Genomic DNA, 21,145 nt, shown 5'->3' with positions numbered 1-21,145 from the left:
CCAGCCATGAAACACGCTGTATTATTTTTGGCCTACAAAAACATCCATCATCTGTTTGACTACATAAGCATTTTGGACGATGACTTTCTGTTTTACATTCACATCGACAAAAAAAGTGCGGTCAGCAGCGATATCATCGAGGCGCTCTCGCAGAAGAAAAACGTCGTATTTCTAAGCCGGAAATACACGGTCAACTGGGGAGGTCTGAATCTCCTGAAAGCCATACTCCATTTGGCAGGGGAAGCCGTGAAAAACAGGGAGGTCGGATACATCCACACCATGAGTGGACAGGACCTGCCGATAAAAAGTAGCCGGGAAATAAAGGAGTTTTTCGAAAGGAATGATGGAAAACAATTCATTGAGTATTTTCCGCTACCGTCTTCCCGTTGGACGGATGGGGGCCTTGATCGGCTAAATTATTTCAATCCCTACGATACGTTTGATCGAAAGACCCGCATGGGTAAAAAACTCATAAATGCCACTGTACGATTTCAGCGGTTTTTTGGAATCAAACGAAAACCATTCGACCTATTTCCTACACTGTACGGCGGGTCGGTATGGTGGTCACTTAGCAGCAGTTGCGTACAATACGTACTCGATGAAATCAGGAATAATCCCGCTATTTTGAAACGCCTTCGGTATACCTTATGCGCAGAGGAAATTCTCGTTCAAACCCTCTTGATGCATTCACCCTACCGAACGTCGATCGTTGGGAATACGCTGACCCTCGTCCTTTGGGAATACCGAAATGGAAACAGTCCGGCGACCTTGGATAAATCAGACTTTTCCACACTGCAAAAGTCACCTAAACTGTTTGCCAGGAGATTTGATTACCCTACCTCCAGAGACCTGGTGAGTCTGATTAAAAAAGAGCTACTTCACAAGGAACATTCCAATCCCTACCTGTCGTGATCAAAAAAATTTTTCAAAATACAGTTTTTAGGAATTTTTCATACCTAACCATCGGTAGTATACTGTCGCAATTAATTAGTTTACTGACAGTATTGAAAATTACCCAAATCCTACACCCGGACGACTATGGGCTGTACACATTTATGATAGCCCAGGGAACCTTACTCCTTACGGTCGGTGATTTGGGTATCCGAAACATCGTGATACGGTCCATAGCCAGAGATCCCTCCCGATCCAGGGACCTGATTTATAACGGTGCGCTGTTACGGACCCTTGCACTTCTAGTGCTGGGAGGCTGCTACATGGTGTACAATTATTTCCTTGGAAACCTTCAGGCAGAGGAACTGCTTTTTGTGTTTCTTTTTGCACTCATTTCCTGTTTCGGTAAGCTCTTTGAAACCGCATTTCTGGGCCACCAGAAAATGCTTCCCCCTTCGGTCATCAACCTCAGCTTCAGTATTCTTTGGTTTTTGTGGATATTTTTATTACCGGCATCGACCTTGAACGTCGCCTTCTTATTTTATTCTTTCCTGGCGCTGAATCTTCTGAAAAATCTCGTGTTTCACTTCGTTCTACGAAAACAGGGGCTGATACTGGGGAAAATGAACAATTTTTTCGCTTCCTCCCATTCGCTGTTAAAAGAAAGCTGGCCCTATCTGGCTCTGGTTTTGGTGATGCTGCCTTACACGAAACTCACAAACAACTTCTTGGATATCCATTCCACACGAGAAGAAATTGGGTATTTCAACCTGTCCGAAAGGCTTACCGGACCGATTGCGTTTGTACTTGATTTTGGCTTGGTTGCCATTTTTCCAAACCTGTCGGCACTGTGGGTTTCCAACAAAACAAAATTTAGGAACTACATAAGCGCTGGGTTTAAATACTACATGCTGTTGGGCATGCTATTGTGTTTTCTTTTCACACTATTTGCCAAAGAGCTGTTTGGGTTGATTTTTCCCGAAAGCTACCTACCCGCTGTGTTGGTTTGCCAGCTACAGGTTTGGTACCTTTTTCTTACCTCCGTGGACAGTTTGATTGGGACCATTTTTGGAGCTACTGACAACGAGAAAAAGATTCTTCGTCTGGGAATTGTCAACTCCCTGTTTTCAACACCTATCCTTTTCTTCAGTAGCCAGTACGGAGCACTGGGCCTGGCTTCCGGAATGGTTTTTTCCTTTGCTTTTTTTCAGCTATACCTCTGGTATGTATTTGGAAAAACGCTGCACGTCGCGATAGAAGACCGCGGGCTGATGTGGTTGTCTGCAGCCGTATTGTTTGTAACCTCCTATTATGTCGCCAGCGACCTGCATGTGGGCTACAAAGCGGTGATGGCTACTGCAGCCTTGCTCCTTACTGGTATGTATTTTTTCAAAAATTACACCTTGGCTAAATCAACATGAAAGCAAATCTACTCGTCGTCTACCTGGTTCTGTTGATCGCAATCAGTTTGAATTTTTTTGATGCAAAATTCATCCCGGCAAAGTTGGTCAACTACCTTGAATTTGCCGCAGTTATGGGATCGGTATTGGTCGCAATCGTATACATGTTTGACAGGAAGGGTGGTTTTGTGCTCCCGGTACAACTGATCTCGTTGTCTATTATCTTTTCAATGGTAATGGCCTATATCTCCTGGGGACAAGGCTTTAGAGACAGTTTGCTTGAAACCTCCCAATACATATTGTGGCCGTTGTTTTTTCTACTGCTTCATCTCAAAGTACCCATTCGTACCCTTGAAAAAATCATTCTTGCCTATGGGGTGCTTTACGTTATTCTCTATTTCTTTCAATACGCCAATGCGCACACGGTACTATTTGGCAAACCGATTTCAGGGGAGGAGTTTTCCGAACAGCGGGGAGCTATTCGCATTATTTTCCCCGGTGCAGGGATCTTTATACTGGCCATCTTTATTGCTTTAACGAAAATTACTCAAGCGGTACGATACCGTTGGCTCTACCTGGGTTTCGCAGCACTGGGACTCATCGTACCCATAATGCAGGTCACCAGGCAATTCATTGCCGGCGTAGTGCTGATATACTTTTATCATTTTTTCAAAAGTCAATCTATTCTGAAAAAAACGTTGATTTTGGGCGCATTTGCCGGAGGCGTACTTGTCCTGCTCAATGCAGACATCCCCATGATCCGCGGGGTTATTGAAGTACAACAACGAGATGCCAAATTAGGAAAAAACTACATTCGCGTTCAAGCGGGCGAATACTTCCTCACCGATTTTTCCCCCAATGTTCTTAGTCAGATTTTCGGAAATGGCGCTCCAAATTGGGGCATCTCCAGGTACGGTAAATTTATGGAGCGGCTCAGCAATACGCAGGAGTATTTTCTTTCCGATGTAGGAATCATCGCGGTTTACACCATGTTCGGGATTTTTGCAATAGGGGGGTTTATGCTGATGTGGTACAAAAGCTTTACGCTGCCGGTTCCGGAGCAGTTCGCCTATGTAAAGTATTACCTTTGGTACCTGCTTTTGACCAGTTTTACCTGGTATTCGGTCTACCACTACCATTACCTTATCGCTACGATCTTTGCCCTTTACATCTATCACCGAGCTGTGATGGACGAAAAAAAACGAGCGGTTATTGGCTACCTGCTCCGAAAAGCATCCGCCACTCCCAAAGCTGCAGACCGGGATTTTTCTCCAATGAAAAAAGAAACGCTACTAAAATCATGAAGACAGCTATGCTATCGGTGGTCATGCCCGTATACAACGGTGAAAAGCATCTACAGGAAGCTGTGGACAGTGTGCTTCAACAGACATTTTCTGAGTTTGAACTGATCATTATCGATGACGGGTCTACCGATGGCTCCGCAAAAATCATTCAGCAACTATCCGATTCCCGGATACGGGTACTACGTAACGGCTCAAATAAGGGGATTTCCTACACCCGAAATAGGGGGCTGGAAGAAGCCCGTGGTGAATTTCTGGCCTGGATGGATTGCGATGACCTGATTTCCCCCGATCGGTTTGAAAAACAGTTGGCCTATTTGAAAAGGCATCCACTAGTGGGCATATGCGGCAGCTGGCTGACCCGCTTCGATGAAAATAAATCGGAGGTGTCAAAATCTCCGACCGATCATGCCGCCATCAAGGCACTTCTGTTATTCAAACCCGCGCTATGGAACGCTACTGCCATGTACCGACTGGATCGCATCAAAAAAGCGGGACTTTCCTTTGACACCCGACTTACCGTCGCCGAAGACTACGACTTTTACTGGGAAGCCTGTCGGAAATTTCCCGTTGCCAATATTCCGGAATCCTTGTATTTCTACCGGGATTCAGATTCCAGCATTATGAAGAGCTTCGAAGGTGCCGAGGAGAAAAGCTTTGCCATCCATAAAATCATTTATACAAAATCATTGCATGAGCTGGGCATAGCTCCCACGGAAGCGCAGCTTAAAATCCACCGTAGGATCGGATCTACCCAACTGTTTTCTACCTACTCCTCCTACCTGGAGGCGGTTGATTGGCTGATTTACCTGCAGAAGCGGAACGAAATAGAAAGGGTTTATGAGCCAAACGCTCTTTCCGAGATCCTTGGAATCATCTTTTACTTCATTAGCAAAAAATCTTCTCGGGTAGGCTTGCCCGTGTATATCAATTACATAAAAGAAAGCAAGAGGTTCGCTCCGGTTGACCTATACCAACGCATCAAATTACTTATCCGGTGTCTTATAAAGTACCGGCGTTTTTAAGCGATCATTTTTAACGTAAACAGCATAGGAAAATGAAAAGCCTGCTAATCGTCACTAAATCCCAATACGGTTACCACATAGACCCGTATAAGTTTGGGGTATACCTAAAAAATGACTTTCGAATATGCCACATTAGTTGGGATTTTGGTCTTCCCAAAATACAGGGAGAAGGCGTTCAGACCAAATACCTACCCAGAAAGGGAACGAAGGCATCCCGATTTTTCCGCTTTTTACGGGAAATCAATACGGAAATCCAAACCGGAGCCTACGACCTGGTTTTTTTGGTCTATTTTCCCGGATGTTCGATTTTGCTGCAGCAAAATCCACAGCAAGCTTTCAACGTGGACATACGCACGGCTACGGATACGGACAGTTTGTTCGTCAACTATTGGAAAGACCGCCTGTTGAGGTGGGAGACCGGGCGATTTCCCCACCGATCGATTTTGAGCCATGGACTAGCGAAACGACTGGGTTTTGACCACTATCACTTCCTCCCGCTCGGCGGAGAAAGGTTTTGCTCCCAGGATAAAGCGTTTGACGAATTGCATTTGCTTTACGTAGGTACCCTGGAAAACAGAAACCTGCTCACCTTTATTCGTGGACTTCACCGCTTTATTCGCCACTCAGAGGGGACTCCATTCCCCCCAATTTCCTGCACCATTGTAGGCGATGGCCCCGGCAACGAACGTGCCGATATTGAGGAATACATCCAGTCGAATGGCCTAAAAAAACTGATCCAAACAACCGGATACGTACACAATGACCAACTTTATGGCTTTTTTGAAAAGGCAACCGTAGGTATTTCGTTTGTGCCGATCACGCCGTACTATACCCATCAGCCGCCCACTAAAACCTATGAATACTTGCTTTCCGGCCTGCCCGTGTTGGCAACGGCTACGGAAGAGAATGCAAAAATCATTTCAGATACCTGCGGAGTATTGATTGCCGACACCGAGGAGGCCGTTGTGGAAGGATTGGAAAAGCTGCTACAAAACTTAAACCGGTTTGACTCAAAAATCATTCGGCAGGTTTGCAGCGAACATTCCTGGCAGACCATCGCGCAGACAAATCTGGCTCCCTATCTGGAGACCATTTCCAAAGCGAAAAAAACCTCATTACAGATCGGTTAACGAAATCACGCCATGCAAGAAAAGAAAATAACAGCCCTCTATGTGACCAATATGTATCCTACACCGGAGCATCCCGTAGACGGGATTTTCATCCAGGAGCAAATTGAGGATTTGGCCAAAACACTACCACTAGCTCCAGAAATTGCATTGATCGATTCGGTATATCAGGGAAAAAAGGAGTACCTGAAATCGATTATAGCCATCCCGAAACGCATTCGGTCAAAAGCTTATGACATCATTCATGTACATTATGGATTGTCTGGCCTTTTCCTGCTTTTCTATAAACCAAAGGCAAAAGTATTGCTCACCCTCCACGGTAGTGACATTCAGAAACGAGAAAACAATGCCTGGCAGGTTTGGCTGACGAAGAAGATCCTCCCCAAAGCGGATCAGGTCTTTGTGCAAAACCAGGCGATGAAGGACCTGGTTTTGCCACATAACCGGCAGGTGTCCGTTCTTACCTGTGGGGTAGATACAGCGTTTTTTAGACCAGAGGCCCCGCCCGAATCCACGGGTAACTCCATATTAATACTATTTCCAAGCAGTCCCAGCCGGGAGGTCAAAAATTACCCCTTGTTTCAGGAGGTCATTCGCAGGATACGCGAAAAGGTCGCCTACGACGTGGAGTTTGCCTGTATAGACCAATTAAGCCGAACGGAGGTCCGCTCGCTTCTTAGCAAAGCAGACTGCCTCCTGCTCACATCAAAAACCGAAGGATCACCGCAGGTGGTAAAAGAAGCGCTGTGCTGCAACTTGCCGGTGGTGGCGGTTCCTGTGGGTGACGTCAAGCAAATCATCGCCGGCGTCCCCAACTGTCGGGTAGCCGGATCTCATGACGCAGACGAACTGGCCCATTTGACAATCCAATGCTTGCAGGAAAAGCGGGAAAACATCCGGGATGCTTTCTTACGAAATCAAAAATACCAGCATCGGGAAATTGCCGAGACCATGGCCCGGCACTACCTGCAAGCGGTACAAAAGGAATCTCCAAACAATCAACTCATACCATCCACTGAGACCGTCTCCTGATCGAGGAAATGTAGTCTTTGGAAAAATCCAAGTCAATTTCTAATCCAAGCACGCACATGTATACTTCAGAAAAAAAGAAAAAAATAATTCTTATCTGTTCCAATGGGGGGCATTTGGCGCAAGTCATGGAATTAAAGGATTGGTTTGTCAAATTCGATTACTTAATTGTCACGGAAGAGGCGCCGTCCACCCTGCCGTATGCGAAGCACTTCAATATGAAATTCCTAAGGGGTAGGCCAAAAGGAAAAAAACGTAGTTTATCCTTTTTCTATCACTTGTTGGTCAACTTCTACCTGACATTAAAAATCCTGGCACATCACCGTCCAAGAGCGATTATTACTACCGGCAGCCATACAGCCATTCCCATGTGTCTGGCAGGAAAAATCCTGGGAGCCAAAGTCGTTTGGATATTGTCATACGCCCGAATCAAATCACGGGCAGCATCCGCTGATCTCATTTACCCATTTGCAGATAAATTTATCATACAATGGCCGGAACCACAAAAGTTCTATAAAAAAGCCATTTATCTGGGCGGTATTTACTGAGGTACATCGTTAATTCTTCTTTCTTTCATTAACCTTTCAATTGACCTAAAATGATACTAGTAGTATTGGGGACGTTTCCCACACAATTTCAACGCCCGCTGATTGCTCTTGATGCCCTGTGCAGGGAGGGAATTATTCGTGAAAACGTCATTGTACAAAATGGCTTTACTGAGTTCCCCTCCAGGTACCTGGACTACAGACCGTTCCTTCCGGTCGAAGAACTCGATCAGTTGTACAGCGAAGCCCGGATTATTATTTCACATGCCGGTTCCGGCTCTCTCTTAAAAGGCCTGAAGATGGGGAAAAAAATAATTGCCATTCCCCGCATGCCGAAGTACGGAGAGGTAGTAGACGACCACCAGCTGGAGATTCTGGAGGAGTTTGAAAAAGAAAAGTACCTCCTGGGATGGAGGGAAAGCGATGACTTGCGGGAATTACTGGAGCGAATAGAATCCTTCGAACCCGCGTGTTTTGTTTCGAAAAAACAAAACATCATTAATTTTCTAGATGAGTACATGGAAAGTCTTTAAATGTAAAAGGTGAAGCGACTGAATAAAAAAATGTAGGGAATGGTAGCACTGGACACCTTGTTCCAAGAAAAGCCGTTTGTTACCCGAAACATCTTTAGTACATTCACTTCGGTTGCGCACTGATTGCTAGAAATGGTAGAAAAGGTTTCGTTACCTTTGCTTCCTTACGCCAAAAAGATCTATCCCTTTCAATGCCTCTTCACGTGCAGCTTGCCATGGGTCCTTACCAAGTAGTGATAGCTGTTCGGTACCGGTATAGCCGGCTTTACTATTCATTCTAATTCCTTTTTTTACCACGCATGAAAAAAATTGTTTTTGCTTTGCTTCGGTATTCCGGATTACCCGTCCTATTTCGGGAAGTTTTTCAACGAAACAAAGTCTCGATTTTGGTTTTTCACGACATGGACCGCCAAACAGCGGAAGCATCGTTCGCTTACTTGTCCAAACACTATAACTTCATTTCATTGGATCGGCTGATTACTGCCCTCCAAAACAAGGACGAACGGCATCTCCCAAAAAAAGCCATGGTTGTCACCTTCGATGACGGCCACGCACGAAACTACGAGTTACTTCCTGTAATCAAACGGTACAAGGTTCCCGCCACTATTTTCATTTGTTCGGGAATCATCGATACGGGACGCCACTACTGGTTCCGGGAGAAGTTGGACAAAAAAACGATTCGGTCGTTAAAGAAAATTCCAAATAAAGACCGCATCGCCTTCCTGCGGTCAAGAGGTTTTGACCCGGAAAAAGAATACCCAAACAAACAAGCCTTGTCCGCGGCACAGATCGAGGAAATGAGCACCTATGTCTCGATGCAATCCCACACCGTTTCCCACCCAATTCTTAGCCGCTGTGAGGACGAGGAATCCAACTGGGAAATCAGCGAATCAAAACGTTCGTTGGAAAAAAAACTAAAGCAACCGATCAATGCAATAGCTTACCCAAACGGCAGCTATACAAAACGTGAGGTGGCATTTGCCCAGGCAGCAGGCTATGCGTGCGGATTAACGGTAGAAGCAGGATTTAATTCGACGCGGACCGATCCGTTTCGCCTCAAGCGACTGGATCCAAACGATACTCCCGATATCAATGAACTCATTGTCAAGGCGTCGGGAATGCAAGTCCTCCTTGGCAAACTTCCGTAGCGAACCAACTACCCATGACGATTAACTACCTAATTCTTGCCCACACCAATCCACTTCAGGTGAAAAAACTCGTGGAAGCGTTAAACCAGGACAATGTCTGGTTTTATGTACACATCGATCGTAAGGAAGACGCTTTGCCCTACCAAGATGTCCTCTGCGAGTTTCCCAACCTTTACCTGCTGCCCGAGGAGCAGCGGCAACGATGTACCTGGGGCGGAATAGGCATCGTATCTGCCACTTTGACCATGTTACGGCTACTTGAAGAACACAAAAGAGATGGTTACGCCGTACTGATGAGTGGGCAGGATTACCCCATACGATCCAACGCGTATATTAGGTCTTATTTCCAACAAAACAAGGGTGTAGACTTTATCTCCTGCTTTCCCCTTCCATCTCCATACTGGACCAATGGCGGCCTGGACCGACTACGTTGCTACAAGATCGATTTATCCGATAGAAGAGGTGATGTTGTACTACTTCCTTCCATTCAAACTTCGGGATTTTACCGCTTGGAAAGTATGAAAAAGCTGGCAAAAGTACTGATTCGAAAAAAAACTGGGAAATTGAGGGTGTTGTTGCAACGAAAAGCCTTTCCCGCTTACCTTGAACCCTATGGAGGAGACACCTGGTGGGCGCTTAAAACCGAAACAACATCTAACATTCTGGCTTATATTCAAAATCACCAGGAGCTTTTGACGTTTATGAAGCACTCAAATTTACCCGATGAGATGTTGTTTCACAGCATTGTCCAGGAAATATACAAAGGATCTCCAGAAAAAATCGCTCATTCCCCCACCTTTGCAAATTGGTCTGGATTGGACGAGCCCTCCCCCAGAACCTTCGAACCCGAAGACCTTCCCCGATTAAAAAATCTCCCCTTTGATTTTCTTTTCGCAAGGAAATTCGACGCGAACCGATTCCCTGAACTTCTGGAAACCCTGGACGAGGAACTCAGAAAGCCCGTTACACTCGCTATTTGATCAAAAAGGCGAGGTCGACTCCACTGGGGAAATCGACCTCGCATCATTTTTCCAATTTAGGAAACCACCAAAAAACGTAGCCGTTTCACGGAATTATCCATTTTCACAATGCTGATAAGGTAGACGCCCTCCTTGATACCTGGTAAGGAAAGCAGGTACCCCTGGCCTTCCTTTTGAAGCGTAGCAGCATCGTACCGAAACAATAGATTGCCCAAACTATCGTGAATCAGAAATTGCTGAAAATCCGTTGTACTTCCCTCCAGGAAAATCCGGTCCTGTGCAGGGTTGGGATACAAGGAAATCCGACCAACAGAAGCTGCTCCTGTTAATTCATGTACAGGCTGCTCTTGGTTTTGCGCAACCCGAAGGTGCGTACCGGAGGAGGAATTGCTGCCAAAAATAGAAATGCCTGAAATTGTGGCCCGGTTGGCAGATGCCTCTAGCGCCAACTCCAGCAGTCCATCTTGAACCACCACTTCCTCAAAAACCAGCTCTAGCGGCTGATTATTGCTTACTAAAAATAAATCCAAGTTACGTTTCACCTGCTTGCCTTCCAGCGAGATGCTGAACACCCTTCGGCCAGCGCCGGCCGTAGGGCCTTCCTTACCAAACCAGAGCTCGTTGTGATAGGTTTTCACCACATACGTACCGTTAGGTACCGGGATTTTGTACGTTAGGTTAAGCCCATGTCGCTCCGATTGAAATAATTCTTCGCTACTTGCAGTCGTTGCCTGGTAGGTAGTTGGTGAATTAAAGAAATCAACCGACCCAATCTCTCCCAAAAACTCCTCGGTACCAAATACAGTGGATTTGGAGGAACCCGTATTCAGGGAGAGTTGAAAGGTGTTTTTAACAGGCGCTGTGTTTGGCGCGTCCTGCTCTTGATAAATAATCGAAATCCCCGAAAGCGTGGCCCGATTAAATCGGGCTAGCATGCGAATGTCCAACACTCCATCCGCTACCTCTATGTCCCGAAACGTCAACTTCAGGGGAGCGTTGTTGCTCTCGCGGTAAAGATCCAAAGCCTCTTTTACATTATTACCCTCCATCTCAATGGAAAACACCCGTTTGCCGGGACCCGCAGCCGGACCTCGTTTACCGAACCACAGTTCGTTATGATGGGTAATGACCGTATATCGACCATTTTTTACCGGTATTTTAAGCCGTAGATCCGGGGAATTTCGCTCTTGTTGGTACAGAGGAAGGTCACTTGCCTCGGGATTACTAAACGTATACGACGTCCCGGAAAAAAGCGTTGGCCCTGGATCCCGCGCAAAAACTACTCCCTCAAAGGTCACGGCATCATTAGATCCAAATCCATAGTGAACGGATATCTCCTCTTGCTCCTCGGGAACCGATTCCGGCACGTCGCTTTGTACGGGTGATTTTGCCAACACCAGTAGGTTTACTTCTTCTGAATTTGAAACATTTCCTTTCGTATCCCATATTTTTGCTCTAAGCCGGTAGCTTCCCGCTGGGAGGGAGGGAATGGAAAAATCATAAGGCGCTGTTTCGGTGGCACCCATCCACGTGTCATTGCTAAAAAATGCTACCTGAGAAATCCCAGCACGAGGATCAGTAGCTACCTGTGTTTCGATGGTAAGCCCGTCCCCTTCTGTAATGACCGTTTCATTCCGAGGTGAAACAATAGCTGCCTGAGGTGCTGTCAACGGCTCCGGTTCTTTTTCCACTTCCGGCATTCCGGGCAAATTGATCGAAAGATCGTCGAGGAAAATGTTCGTCACATGCGGAAAAGTTTTATCAGCATAGGCATTGATGCTGAACATGTTTACGTCCACGTCCGGCTTCAGGGTATTGCGAAAACCGGTATCAATAATCAGCGTATCGTCCTGCCAAACGAGTACCCTGCCCTTATCACCCCGATCCTGAATAATTCTCAGTTGGATTTTTACCCACTTCCCGACGGGCAGGTCAATGCCCGCCGGGGCTTTCCATGTAACGTCCGGGTTGCTTCCCCAAAATTTCTGTAGGTCGGCAAGGCTCAGGTAATTTGCCCCTCCACTACCTGCTCCTCCACGTACTTCCAATCCGAGCACATAATGCGGCAAATTGATCTGATCCGGACCGGTACCGGCCCCTCCCGGTGCGAACTTGACGCCTTTGGTTTGGATTAGATTAAACCAATTGTTATTTCGGTCAAAATCGATCCGGTTAGGAAAATAGAAATACTGTGTAAAAATTAAATCGTTGTGCTCGGATATTTCTTTCCAGCGGTAGTTTCTTGTGGCATGCCCTCCCCCCTTTGTGGTATTTATGGACATCTTTAATGCGTAGTTTCCCGTTCTGGCCAGCTCCGTGCTGACGAAACTGTTGCCGGTATTGCTATTAAACTCACCGCCGCCGCCATTCACAAACCAATCCGCTTGTGAGCCACTTTCGTGGCCGGTGCTCCATAATTGTTCCCCTAGCCGGTTAGATGGGACGGAGTCCTGAACGAGAACGCGACTACTACGCCTTGTATTTTTTAGGGTGTGCGCATCAGCACGCGTAGCATTCAATAAAACAAAATTGGCGAGAATGACCGCAAAGGCTACGTTAAGCACCCTACGCACACTCAGTGGATCGGCTATCCGTCGGTTATGCACTACCTGAATCATGTTACTTGTGGTTAGATCTGTCAGCATTTATTCGTAAAAAAAAGAAACTTATTGCCTTTTTAATGTATTTAATGATTACAAATAATCTAATTTGTATTTTAAATACAACAATATATTTTTCTGATTTATGTGTATTTTTTAAAATAAACAAAATTTAATTTCAAAAAACAAGAAGGGATAAAAATACTTTTTACAGTCCCAACGGTCAAAATTCTGCCTAAACGTCGCTGAATCAATTAACACTCAATTATCACCAAATGAACGTCAAAAAAGCAGCTTGGAATAAACCGCCATCAAACAAAATTCTATTCGCTATTATTTCAGTATGAGCAGCAATAACCAGGTGAATCAAGCCGCTTTTCCGAGCGTCCGATTTCATAATCAATGCCAAAATTGATTTTTACATTTAAAATGCCCTATTTGCCAAGAAAAGAAATCGCCATTCCGAAACATGAAGCATTCCCGAATTACCGGAGCAGGACACTACCTCCCTGAGCGAATCGTGACCAACGAGGATCTTTCCTCCATGATGAATACCAATGACGCTTGGATCGTCGAACGCACAGGTATCCGGGAACGAAGGTGGTTTACTCCGGGAAAGGAAACGGTAACCAGCATGGCCAAAGAAGCCTCGGAAATGGCCCTCAAAAACGCCGGATTGACAGCCGAGTCCATTGATTTCATCGTATTTGCCACCATCACTCCAGACTATTTCATTCCCGGAAACGGCGTGCTGTTGCAGCGGGAACTTGGTCTGCAGGGAATCGGTGCTCTGGATATACGAAATGCCTGCTCGGGTTTTATCTACGCGCTTTCGATCGCCGACCAGTTTATCAAGACCGGTATGTACCGGCGAATTCTGGTAGTGGGGGCAGAAATCCAATCCTCTGCACTGGACAAAAGTGACGAAGGGCGCTCCTCCGCAGTTATTTTTGCAGACGGTGCCGGCGCTGTCGTCCTGGAGGCCACCGATGAACCCGGACGAGGTATTCTCTCAACCCACCTGCATGCGGACGGGGATCATGCGGAAGAACTGTATGTAAAAGACCCGGGAAGCAGCCGGGAAACGCGCATATCGAAGGAATTAATCGATTCAGGATCGTTCAACCTATCAATGAATGGCAATGCCGTTTTCAAGCATGCGGTCGTGCGGTTTGACGAGGTTATTCGGGAAGCGCTGCAGGCCAACAAAAAAGAACCAAAAGACCTGGATTTGCTCATTCCGCACCAGGCAAACCTGCGCATAAGCCAATACATACAGGCCAAGCTGGGTCTGGAAGACCGGCAAGTCTACAACAACATCACCCATTATGGCAACACCACCGCAGCGACCATTCCCATAGCGATTTCGGAAGCCTTGATCCAGGAAAAAATTCATCCGCAGGACCTGATTTGCCTGGCTGCATTTGGGAGCGGGTTTACCTGGGCATCGGCGCTCATTCGCTGGTAACGAAATAAATACCATGTACAGCTTCGCCTCATTGCTTTCCATTACCCGGGAACGGGAACTTTTTGAAAAAATCAGTGCTGCTAAAAAACTATTTGTGGCTATTTTTTCAGAAGTAGGCAATCGGGTCGGGTCGGTTGATTTGACGGAAATCCACGCAGGTCAAAAAGGAATAAAAATCAGCAAGGGAAACGAACTGCAGCACTGCCCCTACCAGGTGCTGGATATCATTCGGGACTTTGATCCGGAATCTGGCCTGAATATTCGGGTATTGCATTGGTGGGGAAGAGGCCTATTTCTCCAACTCTACCTTGGCCGGATACACCCCTTTCTTCGGACATCCCGGGTAGAAAAATTAACGCAGTACGAATTTAACCTCTGCAAAGCCGATCGGTGGAACTACCAGCAAATCATCGACCAGGGTAAAATAGGGCCCTTTGAGGTCCAATACCTGCCGGAACACCTGCTCCACTATTCCCACCTTCAGTTGATCAAAACCCTGCCGATTACCGAGCCAGACCAGGTAATACAGGATGTATCACTGGAGATCAAGCGGTTGTATTCCCTGCTTCGGAAATAGATCGTAGCCTAGCAATCAAAAACAAGAAAAAATCGACTAAAACGATAAAAAACAAAAAACATGAAAGTTTTTCCAAACTAAATAAAGTTTTTTAACTATATCCCGTAAATTGGAACCAAGAACGGGCCCAATCCGTAAGACCTTTATAAATCGATTGAAATCGCTCATGAAATACCTATTTGCCTGTCTCGCCACCGTCTTTTTTATGGAATTCGCTTTTGGACAAGGTCAAATGGTCAACCTGTACAACAAGGACTCCACACTCATGGGTAACGGGGTCATGGTGAACAATAAAATGGACGGCCTCTGGAAGTTCATTAACCCAAAAACCCAAACCCTGATCCAGCAAGGCACCTTCGACAAGGGAGTGAAAGACGGGCAGTGGATCAGTTATTTTTCCAATCGCCAGAAGCGAATCGTGGCCGAATACAAAGATAACCGTCTCAACGGCGCCTACCAGGAATTTGACCTTGGAGGGGCGCTGATCAAACAAGCCGTTTATCAGGATAGCGTATTGATCGGCCCCTACAAGGAATACTACGGCAACCAAGGTGCGTCTGGATTTTCCAACCCAAGGCAGGTAAAGACGGAAGGTAACTATACCGCCGGCAAGCGTTCGGGCACCTGGATTTTTTACTACGAGAACGGAGAAAAGGCAGTGGAAATCCAGTACAAGGAAAGCGTGAAGGACGGAGCGTATAAAGAATATTCTCCTTTTGGGGAGTTGGTTGTCGAAACCTCCTACCAAAACAACCAACCGCACGGAGAATTTAAGCGATATTCTCCCTCTGGGCGAATCCAGGAACAAGGCACCTATGATTCGGGCAAGAAAGTAGGTGAATGGGTGAGTTTCTTTCCGGATACGGGGATCAAAGAATCCGAGAAAAATTTTGACGATTCGGGGAATAAAACCGGTACCTGGACCTATTATTACGAAAACCGACGGGTCGCTCGCACGGAGAAATACGAAAACAACATTCCGGTAGGAATGTGGGAGGAGTTTTTCCCGGATAAATCCTTATCTAAAAAGGTTACCTACGACCTGGGCGTACCGGTCGGCGACTACATCGAAAACCACAGCAACGGCAAACCTTCCGTTCGGGGACAATACGAAAATGGCTTTCGTACAGGCGTATGGAAAAGTTACTATCCGGAAGGAAAACTCTATTCCATCGGTGAATACAAAAACGATCTCAAGTCGGGGCTTTGGAAGTACTTTAACAAAATAGGTATTCTCATAGCGGAGGGCAGCTACCAACTTGGAAACGAGACCGGACAGTGGTTTTACTACTACGACGGAGGGCAGCTAAAGTCAGTCGGAAGCTATTTGCTTGGGAAAGAAGACGGCATGTGGGGCCTATTTTACGACAACAAGCAACTTACCCAGGAAGAAACCTGGGAGTTTGGCAGACTAATGAACGTCAGTGCGTACAATAATTATGAAGGTACCGAAACACTGGACGCCGGAACATTGACCGACGGCAACGGTACCCGGCTGACATACTACATCAATGGGCAAAAGGAATCGGAGGGCAATTACAAGTCCGGGAAAGCAGAAGGCACCTGGAAATACTACCATGACAACGGAAAACTAGCTTCCGAGGGACAGATGGTGGAAGGAAAGAAAAATGGGGCCTGGAAGTATTTTACCCGCTCAGGGAATCTGGAAGACATCATCAACTTCAAAGAAGACGAGGTCGTGCCGGAAAATATCCCTGAGGAAAGCGATTTGTTTCAGGATTTCAACTAATTCCGAACAAACTGCGCGCATCGCGGTTTTTATAGAAAAAGAAGATATGTTTGGTCTATTCAAGAAAAAATCGGAAGTAGAAAAATTACAGGAAACCTATAAAAGCCTGATGGAGAAAGCCCACAAAGCCTCTCATCAAAACAGAGCACTGGCAGATGACCTGATGGCGCAAGCCGAAGAGGTTGCAAAAAAGATAGACGCCCTCAAGAAATAATTAGCTGGTAAATCCAGCTTTTTTTGTGATTTTTTTCGTATACCATCCTATTTTTTAGTATTAAAAATCTATTTTTTCAATATAATATTTTGTAATGAACCCATTAGCGAAACATGGTACACTTATTGCCGTATACATTCCTAACAACAAATTGTTATGCGCCATGAAAACGTTCAGAATCAATTCATCGCTTTCGGAGAAATTTGTAGGGTTTGTCATTGTGGGTATGTTGCTGTTTTTGTTTGCCGGAAACAGGACTAGCCAGGCTTCTCCGTTTGCTGTTTCCTTTCAGGTTTTCTATGAAGAGCTTAGTCCCTATGGAGACTGGGTAGAGGACCCGCATTATGGGTTCATATGGATTCCATACGCCGAAAGGGGCTTTCAACCCTACCGGACCAATGGACATTGGGTCATGTCGACCTACGGCAATACCTGGGTCTCCCATTACGATTGGGGCTGGGCGCCCTTCCACTACGGAAGATGGTTCTTTAGTGACCTTTATGGGTGGGCCTGGATTCCTGGGTACGAATGGGGGCCCGCCTGGGTCAATTGGAGAACCGGGAGTGGATACTATGGATGGTTTCCCCTGGGACCACGGGTTAGCTTCTACACCTCGTTTCGATTTCCTGTGTACAGCCATTGGGTATTTGTTCCAAGGCGACGCTTGCTAAGCCGAAACCTTTTCCGCTATTACCTGCCGGGTAGAAACGTCAACGTCATCTACCAGCAAACGACGGTGATCAACAATACCTATGTCTACAACAATCAGAACTACATTGCCGGGCCAAGTAGACGAGAGTTGCAGCAGGTAACCCGACGAGACGTACCGGTATTCCAGGTAAGGGAAGGACGAAGACCTGGAAGAACCGCCGTAAGCAACAACAACATAGAGCTATACCGACCTCGGATACAGCCTGAGCAGGTGAGGAATCGTAACAGTCAGGGTCAGGCCAGGCCGAGAAACTATATCCCTTCCACCGAGTACCGTAGCCGAAACGCAGAACGGGTTCAACCGCAAAGAAGGGCAATAGTACCCGGTAGCACACCGGCAAATACCGTAAGATCCGAAACGCTCAAAGACGGGAATATTCGGGACAGCCGGTCAGCACGGAGCAATCAGGCGGTATCTCCCGCACGAATTGGGTCCGATACCGGCGGCACGCGCGGGGGCGCCACCTATACAAACCGAGCCGTTAGCCCGAATCGAAGAGAGGTACCCGCAGCGGACCGTTCCCAACCCTATGCGCGGTCCAGGACTACGACCGTCGCTCCACGGAGCAGCGCGCCTTCCCAGCCCACGGTTAGATCCGCCCCTTCTCAACCACGGGTAAACGCCAGCAGACAGCCATCTACGGTACACCGAAACACTAGATCTGCTGCGCCAACGATACAGCGCAGCCGACCGGCCCAAGGCCAGGTTCGGACAGCAAAGCCTGAAAATACCTCCCGAATAAGGAGTTCGGCACCGGCTAGCCAAAACAGAACCCTTAGAAGCGCGCCGGCTACCCGTTCTACCCGAACCTACCAAAACAGGGGTAGTAGCGGAACACCGCGCAGGGTGGCGCCTTCTACGCCAAGAACCCAACGCAGCGCGCCTGCAGCTTCCAGTCAGCGCTCCCGAAGAGGTAACTAGTCGATTGTAGTCACAAAAAAAGGCGGTTTGCAACCGCCTTTTTTTGTGACTAGCCTGGCGGCAGCCCTCAGGAAGACGCCTTTACGGCGTTTTTCATTTTCAAGAGTCCTGTTTTTGCCACTTCCAACGGATCCCTTTCCCAATAAGAGGGATTAAAAAGTTCCAGCGAAAGGACTTTGTCTCCGCCCATTTCCCTCAGATCGCGAAGTATTTGCGACAAAGGTGCCACACCATCCCCGGGATAAACGCGGTCCCTGTCCTGCTGCTTCTCGCGTGGAATGGAGGCCGGGTAATCGTTCATATGGAATATTTCGATGGCTTGACCACGAATGAGTTTCAATCCATCAAATCCGGACCCTCCCCGGTACAAATGATACACATCTGGAAGCAATCGAACATCCGGATCATTGGCCACCGCTGCCACCATCAAAATCTGACCCAGGTGATGAAAGGGTGCAAAGGCCCCCCAAAACTCAAGTTGGGGCATCACGCCCGTCTTTCTACCCAAATCCAATAACGCCTTGTATTTTCTCCCAGCCGCCATCAAATCGACTGGTGCCTCCGCCCCAATACCCGGTGCGGCTACCCTGTAGCAGCCTATTTCTGCAAGCATGTTCATTTCTTCCTCCATCTGCCGAAAACCTGCCTTGCTTTTGGATTCATCGGAAGCCATCCAGGGAGCAAATCCGATGGCATTTTCCACGCGGAGCCCATGCTGCCGAAAGAGTTGCTTTAATGCTTCTGTACTGTGTCCTTCCGAAAGAAACTTCTTTACATCGTCTACCCAGACCTCGATACCATCGTATCCGGCTTCTGCAGCAATCTCTATGTACCGAAGCAGCCCCGGCTGCTGACCGCGGATGGTGCTGGTGTTTAGGCAATAACTAAACGTAGATTTCTTTGGGGAACTGGAAAAGGCGGGAGCCGGAGCAAATGCTCCCAGGGCACCCAGGCCCATACACTTCACTACATTTCTTCTGTTGGTCTTCATGTGTTTTTGGGAAACATGGAATGGTTATTTGATCGAAAAAACGCCCGATAGGCGGTTAAATCTACAAAAAAAATTGCCCATTCCAGCTTCTCACCCTTGAGTCAATCAATTCTTTTCGAATCGAAAGAACTCTTCGCCCCGAATGCCAATATAAATTCCCTGTGGCAAGCGGTCAATTTCCAGACGATTCAGGCAGGGGGCGTCGGTGACACATTTTATCAAATTTGTCTTTTCCCGCCCAAATAGGTCATAGATCCGAATTTCTTCCTCGCAAGAATCGCCCCCATCCAGCCAAAGCTCCCTATCGGAGGGATTGGGATACACCTTCAACTCCCTGGGTTGTGTTCGTTCAAAATTTGCTGCCCAAACCTCCGAGTAGGTGGTCTTTCCATCCTGATCCACCTGCCGAAGCCGAAAAAAGACATTTCCATCTCCTGATAAGGGCAAAAAATGGCGATAGGTAGTGGTTTTGCTCGAAAACCCTGCTCCTTCCACTTCTCCCTGCACGACCCAGTTTTTACCGTCGGTCGACGATTGTATCTGGTAGTACCAGGAATTTTTTTCAAAAGCAGTGGCCCACTTCAATGCAATCCCCTTTCCCTGGTGTACCGTACCGGAAAAATTCAATAGGTCAACCGGCAGGAATATTTGCTGAACCTCTATGGTAACGAGGGCCTCGTCGCATTGCAAACCACCGGCTCCACAAATTTCGTAGGTAAACTGATCCATTCCAAAGAACTCGGGATTGGGTGTGTAGGAAATGGTGCCGGTATTCGTGTCCACGGACAGCGAGCCATTCGCCGGATGTGCCAAAATGGTCAGGTACGTAGGATCCAAAAGACCCTCTGGCAGATCGTTTTCCAAAACGTCTAAGACAACTGGTTCCTCCATCGTGGTGATACCTTCGTCGTTATTCGCTGCAACAATATCAAAGACCCCTACCTTGTATGCAGCAAAGGCCAAATCACTACTTCCATTTAGCCGGTACCGGAGGCTTCGCACCGTTTCGTAGTTTCCCATGTTGATACCAAAGGACTCGAGATCTGCCACCCACAAACGTAAGTCCCTTGATTCATTGGTAAATGCAGCCGAATTTCCATTCAATTCGTAAAAATCCGCAATCCATTGCCCCAAAACCGCTATCCCATTGTGATTAATGGTCAGCGAATTACCCACCTGATTTCCGGACGCATCGGTAAGAAATATCTCATCCAGGGTGCCACTGGGGTTTGCAAACTGGGTAACCAGGATATCCGGAATTCCGTCACCTATCTGCAAGGGATCAATAATTCCCGAAAAATCGAAAATAACATTCCCTGCGGCAACATTGGCTACCCCGGTACCGTAATCCAAACCCTGAAGACCATCTGTAAGAAATCCAGAAAGGTTTGGGGGTACAGAAAAAGGCGGTGGACTGGAAATTCCATCATTCACTCCATCGTAAATCTGACCCAATCCAATATACGTCCCCGAACTTTTCGCTTGCACATTCCGTACCGGAAAGGCCTGGTATACCTGGGGAGAATAGGAAACGCCCTCCAATGTCATTTGTGAATCGTTCACCCCGGTGGAATAAACCGTTCCTTGCCAGGTAAATCCAAGCAAATGGTGCGAGTCGTCCGGTTGCACTGGATTAATAGCGCCGGTGGCCGATGTCCAAAAGCCGTCATAATCGGTGTAAATTCGGGTGGCACCGCCATGACTTTGGGAAAAGGCAGATAGATGATTGACCAAAAAGGCAGCAACGATCCAGGTAAAAACTTTCCAATGAGAAAGTTTTTGCCGATAAAAAAAAGTCCGCGGCATGATCGAATTGACCATTATTTTTTGTTTTCGCTACCCTTCAACCAATCTATGCAAATAATTGAATTTCTTACAAACGAAATTGTCGATCACAAAATTATTAAGCACTATTTATTAGATTTGGAACATA

At 46.9% G+C, this 21,145-nt stretch carries 19 protein-coding genes; 15 read left to right on the top strand and 4 right to left on the bottom strand.

The window, feature by feature from the left end; translation table 11 throughout:
- The first annotated feature begins 6 nt into the window (after positions 1-6).
- From BMW71_RS13020 to pssE, 8 genes are read left to right on the top strand one after another with little or no spacing between them, the layout of a single operon-like run.
- Positions 7-912, top strand: a complete 906-nt coding sequence (locus tag BMW71_RS13020; protein WP_177179633.1) for a beta-1,6-N-acetylglucosaminyltransferase — start codon at positions 7-9, stop codon at positions 910-912.
- Complete coding sequence (locus BMW71_RS13015; protein WP_092174550.1) at positions 909-2,312, top strand: oligosaccharide flippase family protein; 1,404 nt, start codon at positions 909-911, stop codon at positions 2,310-2,312. Before BMW71_RS13020 ends, BMW71_RS13015 begins: the two co-directional genes overlap by 4 nt.
- Complete coding sequence (locus BMW71_RS13010; protein WP_177179632.1) at positions 2,309-3,595, top strand: hypothetical protein; 1,287 nt, start codon at positions 2,309-2,311, stop codon at positions 3,593-3,595. The genes BMW71_RS13015 and BMW71_RS13010 overlap by 4 nt, the downstream gene beginning before the upstream one ends.
- Positions 3,592-4,617: a glycosyltransferase family 2 protein gene (locus BMW71_RS13005; RefSeq protein WP_244891164.1), complete on the top strand. Its 1,026-nt coding sequence runs from the start codon at positions 3,592-3,594 to the stop codon at positions 4,615-4,617. The genes BMW71_RS13010 and BMW71_RS13005 overlap by 4 nt, the downstream gene beginning before the upstream one ends.
- A gap of 32 nt (positions 4,618-4,649) precedes the next feature.
- Positions 4,650-5,747 carry a glycosyltransferase gene (locus BMW71_RS13000; protein WP_092174547.1) on the top strand — a complete coding sequence of 366 codons (1,098 nt, stop codon included), beginning with the start codon at positions 4,650-4,652 and terminating at the stop codon, positions 5,745-5,747.
- A gap of 12 nt (positions 5,748-5,759) precedes the next feature.
- Positions 5,760-6,776, top strand: a complete 1,017-nt coding sequence (locus tag BMW71_RS12995) for a glycosyltransferase family 4 protein (RefSeq protein ID WP_092174545.1) — start codon at positions 5,760-5,762, stop codon at positions 6,774-6,776.
- Between the two features lie 56 nt (positions 6,777-6,832).
- Entirely contained in the window at positions 6,833-7,321 is a 489-nt protein-coding gene (pssD, locus tag BMW71_RS12990) for a PssD/Cps14F family polysaccharide biosynthesis glycosyltransferase (protein WP_092174543.1), read from the top strand.
- A gap of 50 nt (positions 7,322-7,371) precedes the next feature.
- Positions 7,372-7,851 (top strand): PssE/Cps14G family polysaccharide biosynthesis glycosyltransferase, encoded by a 480-nt coding sequence (gene pssE, locus BMW71_RS12985; RefSeq protein ID WP_092174541.1) that lies wholly within the window; start codon positions 7,372-7,374, stop codon positions 7,849-7,851.
- Between the two features lie 150 nt (positions 7,852-8,001).
- On the opposite strand, the gene BMW71_RS24005 is transcribed toward pssE, so the two are convergent.
- Complete coding sequence (locus BMW71_RS24005; RefSeq protein WP_262485669.1) at positions 8,002-8,127, bottom strand: hypothetical protein; 126 nt, start codon at positions 8,125-8,127, stop codon at positions 8,002-8,004.
- Between the two features lie 23 nt (positions 8,128-8,150).
- On the opposite strand from BMW71_RS24005, the gene BMW71_RS12980 reads away from it, so the two are divergent.
- Entirely contained in the window at positions 8,151-8,999 is an 849-nt protein-coding gene (locus BMW71_RS12980) for a polysaccharide deacetylase family protein (RefSeq protein WP_092174538.1), read from the top strand.
- A gap of 14 nt (positions 9,000-9,013) precedes the next feature.
- Positions 9,014-9,979: a beta-1,6-N-acetylglucosaminyltransferase gene (locus BMW71_RS12975; protein WP_092174536.1), complete on the top strand. Its 966-nt coding sequence runs from the start codon at positions 9,014-9,016 to the stop codon at positions 9,977-9,979.
- A 56-nt stretch (positions 9,980-10,035) separates the two neighbouring features.
- On the opposite strand, the gene BMW71_RS12970 is transcribed toward BMW71_RS12975, so the two are convergent.
- Positions 10,036-12,597, bottom strand: coding sequence for a malectin domain-containing carbohydrate-binding protein (locus tag BMW71_RS12970; RefSeq protein WP_177179631.1), 2,562 nt, complete (start codon positions 12,595-12,597; stop codon positions 10,036-10,038).
- Between the two features lie 451 nt (positions 12,598-13,048).
- Between BMW71_RS12970 and BMW71_RS12965 the strand changes: the two genes are divergently transcribed.
- From BMW71_RS12965 to BMW71_RS12950, 5 genes are all read left to right on the top strand, one after another.
- A complete protein-coding gene (locus BMW71_RS12965) occupies positions 13,049-14,047 on the top strand; it encodes a 3-oxoacyl-ACP synthase III family protein (protein ID WP_092174530.1) in 999 nt (332 codons plus the stop codon).
- A 13-nt stretch (positions 14,048-14,060) separates the two neighbouring features.
- A complete protein-coding gene (locus tag BMW71_RS12960; protein ID WP_092174528.1) occupies positions 14,061-14,624 on the top strand; it encodes a hypothetical protein in 564 nt (187 codons plus the stop codon).
- Positions 14,625-14,790: 166 nt separating this feature from the next.
- The gene (locus tag BMW71_RS12955; RefSeq protein ID WP_092174525.1) at positions 14,791-16,374 is read left to right on the top strand and encodes a toxin-antitoxin system YwqK family antitoxin; all 1,584 of its coding nucleotides are present in this window, start codon (positions 14,791-14,793) and stop codon (positions 16,372-16,374) included.
- A 46-nt stretch (positions 16,375-16,420) separates the two neighbouring features.
- Complete coding sequence (locus tag BMW71_RS23535; protein ID WP_143057618.1) at positions 16,421-16,588, top strand: Lacal_2735 family protein; 168 nt, start codon at positions 16,421-16,423, stop codon at positions 16,586-16,588.
- A gap of 163 nt (positions 16,589-16,751) precedes the next feature.
- Positions 16,752-18,221 carry a DUF6600 domain-containing protein gene (locus BMW71_RS12950; RefSeq protein WP_092174523.1) on the top strand — a complete coding sequence of 490 codons (1,470 nt, stop codon included), beginning with the start codon at positions 16,752-16,754 and terminating at the stop codon, positions 18,219-18,221.
- A 67-nt stretch (positions 18,222-18,288) separates the two neighbouring features.
- Here BMW71_RS12950 and BMW71_RS12945 read toward each other — a convergent pair whose 3' ends face one another.
- Together BMW71_RS12945 and BMW71_RS12940 are read right to left on the bottom strand one after the other, a co-directional pair.
- Complete coding sequence (locus BMW71_RS12945) at positions 18,289-19,212, bottom strand: sugar phosphate isomerase/epimerase family protein (protein ID WP_092174520.1); 924 nt, start codon at positions 19,210-19,212, stop codon at positions 18,289-18,291.
- A 105-nt stretch (positions 19,213-19,317) separates the two neighbouring features.
- On the bottom strand, positions 19,318-21,033 hold the full coding sequence (locus tag BMW71_RS12940) for an Ig-like domain-containing protein (RefSeq protein ID WP_092174518.1): 1,716 nt from the start codon (positions 21,031-21,033) through the stop codon (positions 19,318-19,320).
- Between the last annotated feature and the right edge of the window lie 112 nt (positions 21,034-21,145).

The sequence above is a fragment of the Cyclobacterium xiamenense genome, assembly GCF_900109255.1.
Lineage (GTDB): Bacteria > Bacteroidota > Bacteroidia > Cytophagales > Cyclobacteriaceae > Cyclobacterium > Cyclobacterium xiamenense.
This window is presented reverse-complemented; position numbering and strand designations above follow the sequence as displayed.

Coding starts and splice junctions, on each gene's coding strand:
- BMW71_RS12940 (WP_092174518.1), bottom strand. CDS start 21,033: ATGGTCAATTCGATCATGCCGCGGACTTTTTTTTATCGGCAAAAACTT.
- BMW71_RS13010 (WP_177179632.1), top strand. CDS start 2,309: ATGAAAGCAAATCTACTCGTCGTCTACCTGGTTCTGTTGATCGCAATC.
- BMW71_RS12945 (WP_092174520.1), bottom strand. CDS start 19,212: ATGAAGACCAACAGAAGAAATGTAGTGAAGTGTATGGGCCTGGGTGCC.
- BMW71_RS13020 (WP_177179633.1), top strand. CDS start 7: ATGAAACACGCTGTATTATTTTTGGCCTACAAAAACATCCATCATCTG.
- BMW71_RS12955 (WP_092174525.1), top strand. CDS start 14,791: ATGAAATACCTATTTGCCTGTCTCGCCACCGTCTTTTTTATGGAATTC.
- BMW71_RS12995 (WP_092174545.1), top strand. CDS start 5,760: ATGCAAGAAAAGAAAATAACAGCCCTCTATGTGACCAATATGTATCCT.
- pssD (WP_092174543.1), top strand. CDS start 6,833: ATGTATACTTCAGAAAAAAAGAAAAAAATAATTCTTATCTGTTCCAAT.
- BMW71_RS13000 (WP_092174547.1), top strand. CDS start 4,650: ATGAAAAGCCTGCTAATCGTCACTAAATCCCAATACGGTTACCACATA.
- BMW71_RS13005 (WP_244891164.1), top strand. CDS start 3,592: ATGAAGACAGCTATGCTATCGGTGGTCATGCCCGTATACAACGGTGAA.
- BMW71_RS24005 (WP_262485669.1), bottom strand. CDS start 8,127: ATGAATAGTAAAGCCGGCTATACCGGTACCGAACAGCTATCACTACTT.
- BMW71_RS12980 (WP_092174538.1), top strand. CDS start 8,151: ATGAAAAAAATTGTTTTTGCTTTGCTTCGGTATTCCGGATTACCCGTC.
- BMW71_RS12970 (WP_177179631.1), bottom strand. CDS start 12,597: ATGATTCAGGTAGTGCATAACCGACGGATAGCCGATCCACTGAGTGTG.
- BMW71_RS12975 (WP_092174536.1), top strand. CDS start 9,014: ATGACGATTAACTACCTAATTCTTGCCCACACCAATCCACTTCAGGTG.
- BMW71_RS12965 (WP_092174530.1), top strand. CDS start 13,049: ATGAAGCATTCCCGAATTACCGGAGCAGGACACTACCTCCCTGAGCGA.
- pssE (WP_092174541.1), top strand. CDS start 7,372: ATGATACTAGTAGTATTGGGGACGTTTCCCACACAATTTCAACGCCCG.
- BMW71_RS12950 (WP_092174523.1), top strand. CDS start 16,752: ATGAAAACGTTCAGAATCAATTCATCGCTTTCGGAGAAATTTGTAGGG.
- BMW71_RS23535 (WP_143057618.1), top strand. CDS start 16,421: ATGTTTGGTCTATTCAAGAAAAAATCGGAAGTAGAAAAATTACAGGAA.
- BMW71_RS12960 (WP_092174528.1), top strand. CDS start 14,061: ATGTACAGCTTCGCCTCATTGCTTTCCATTACCCGGGAACGGGAACTT.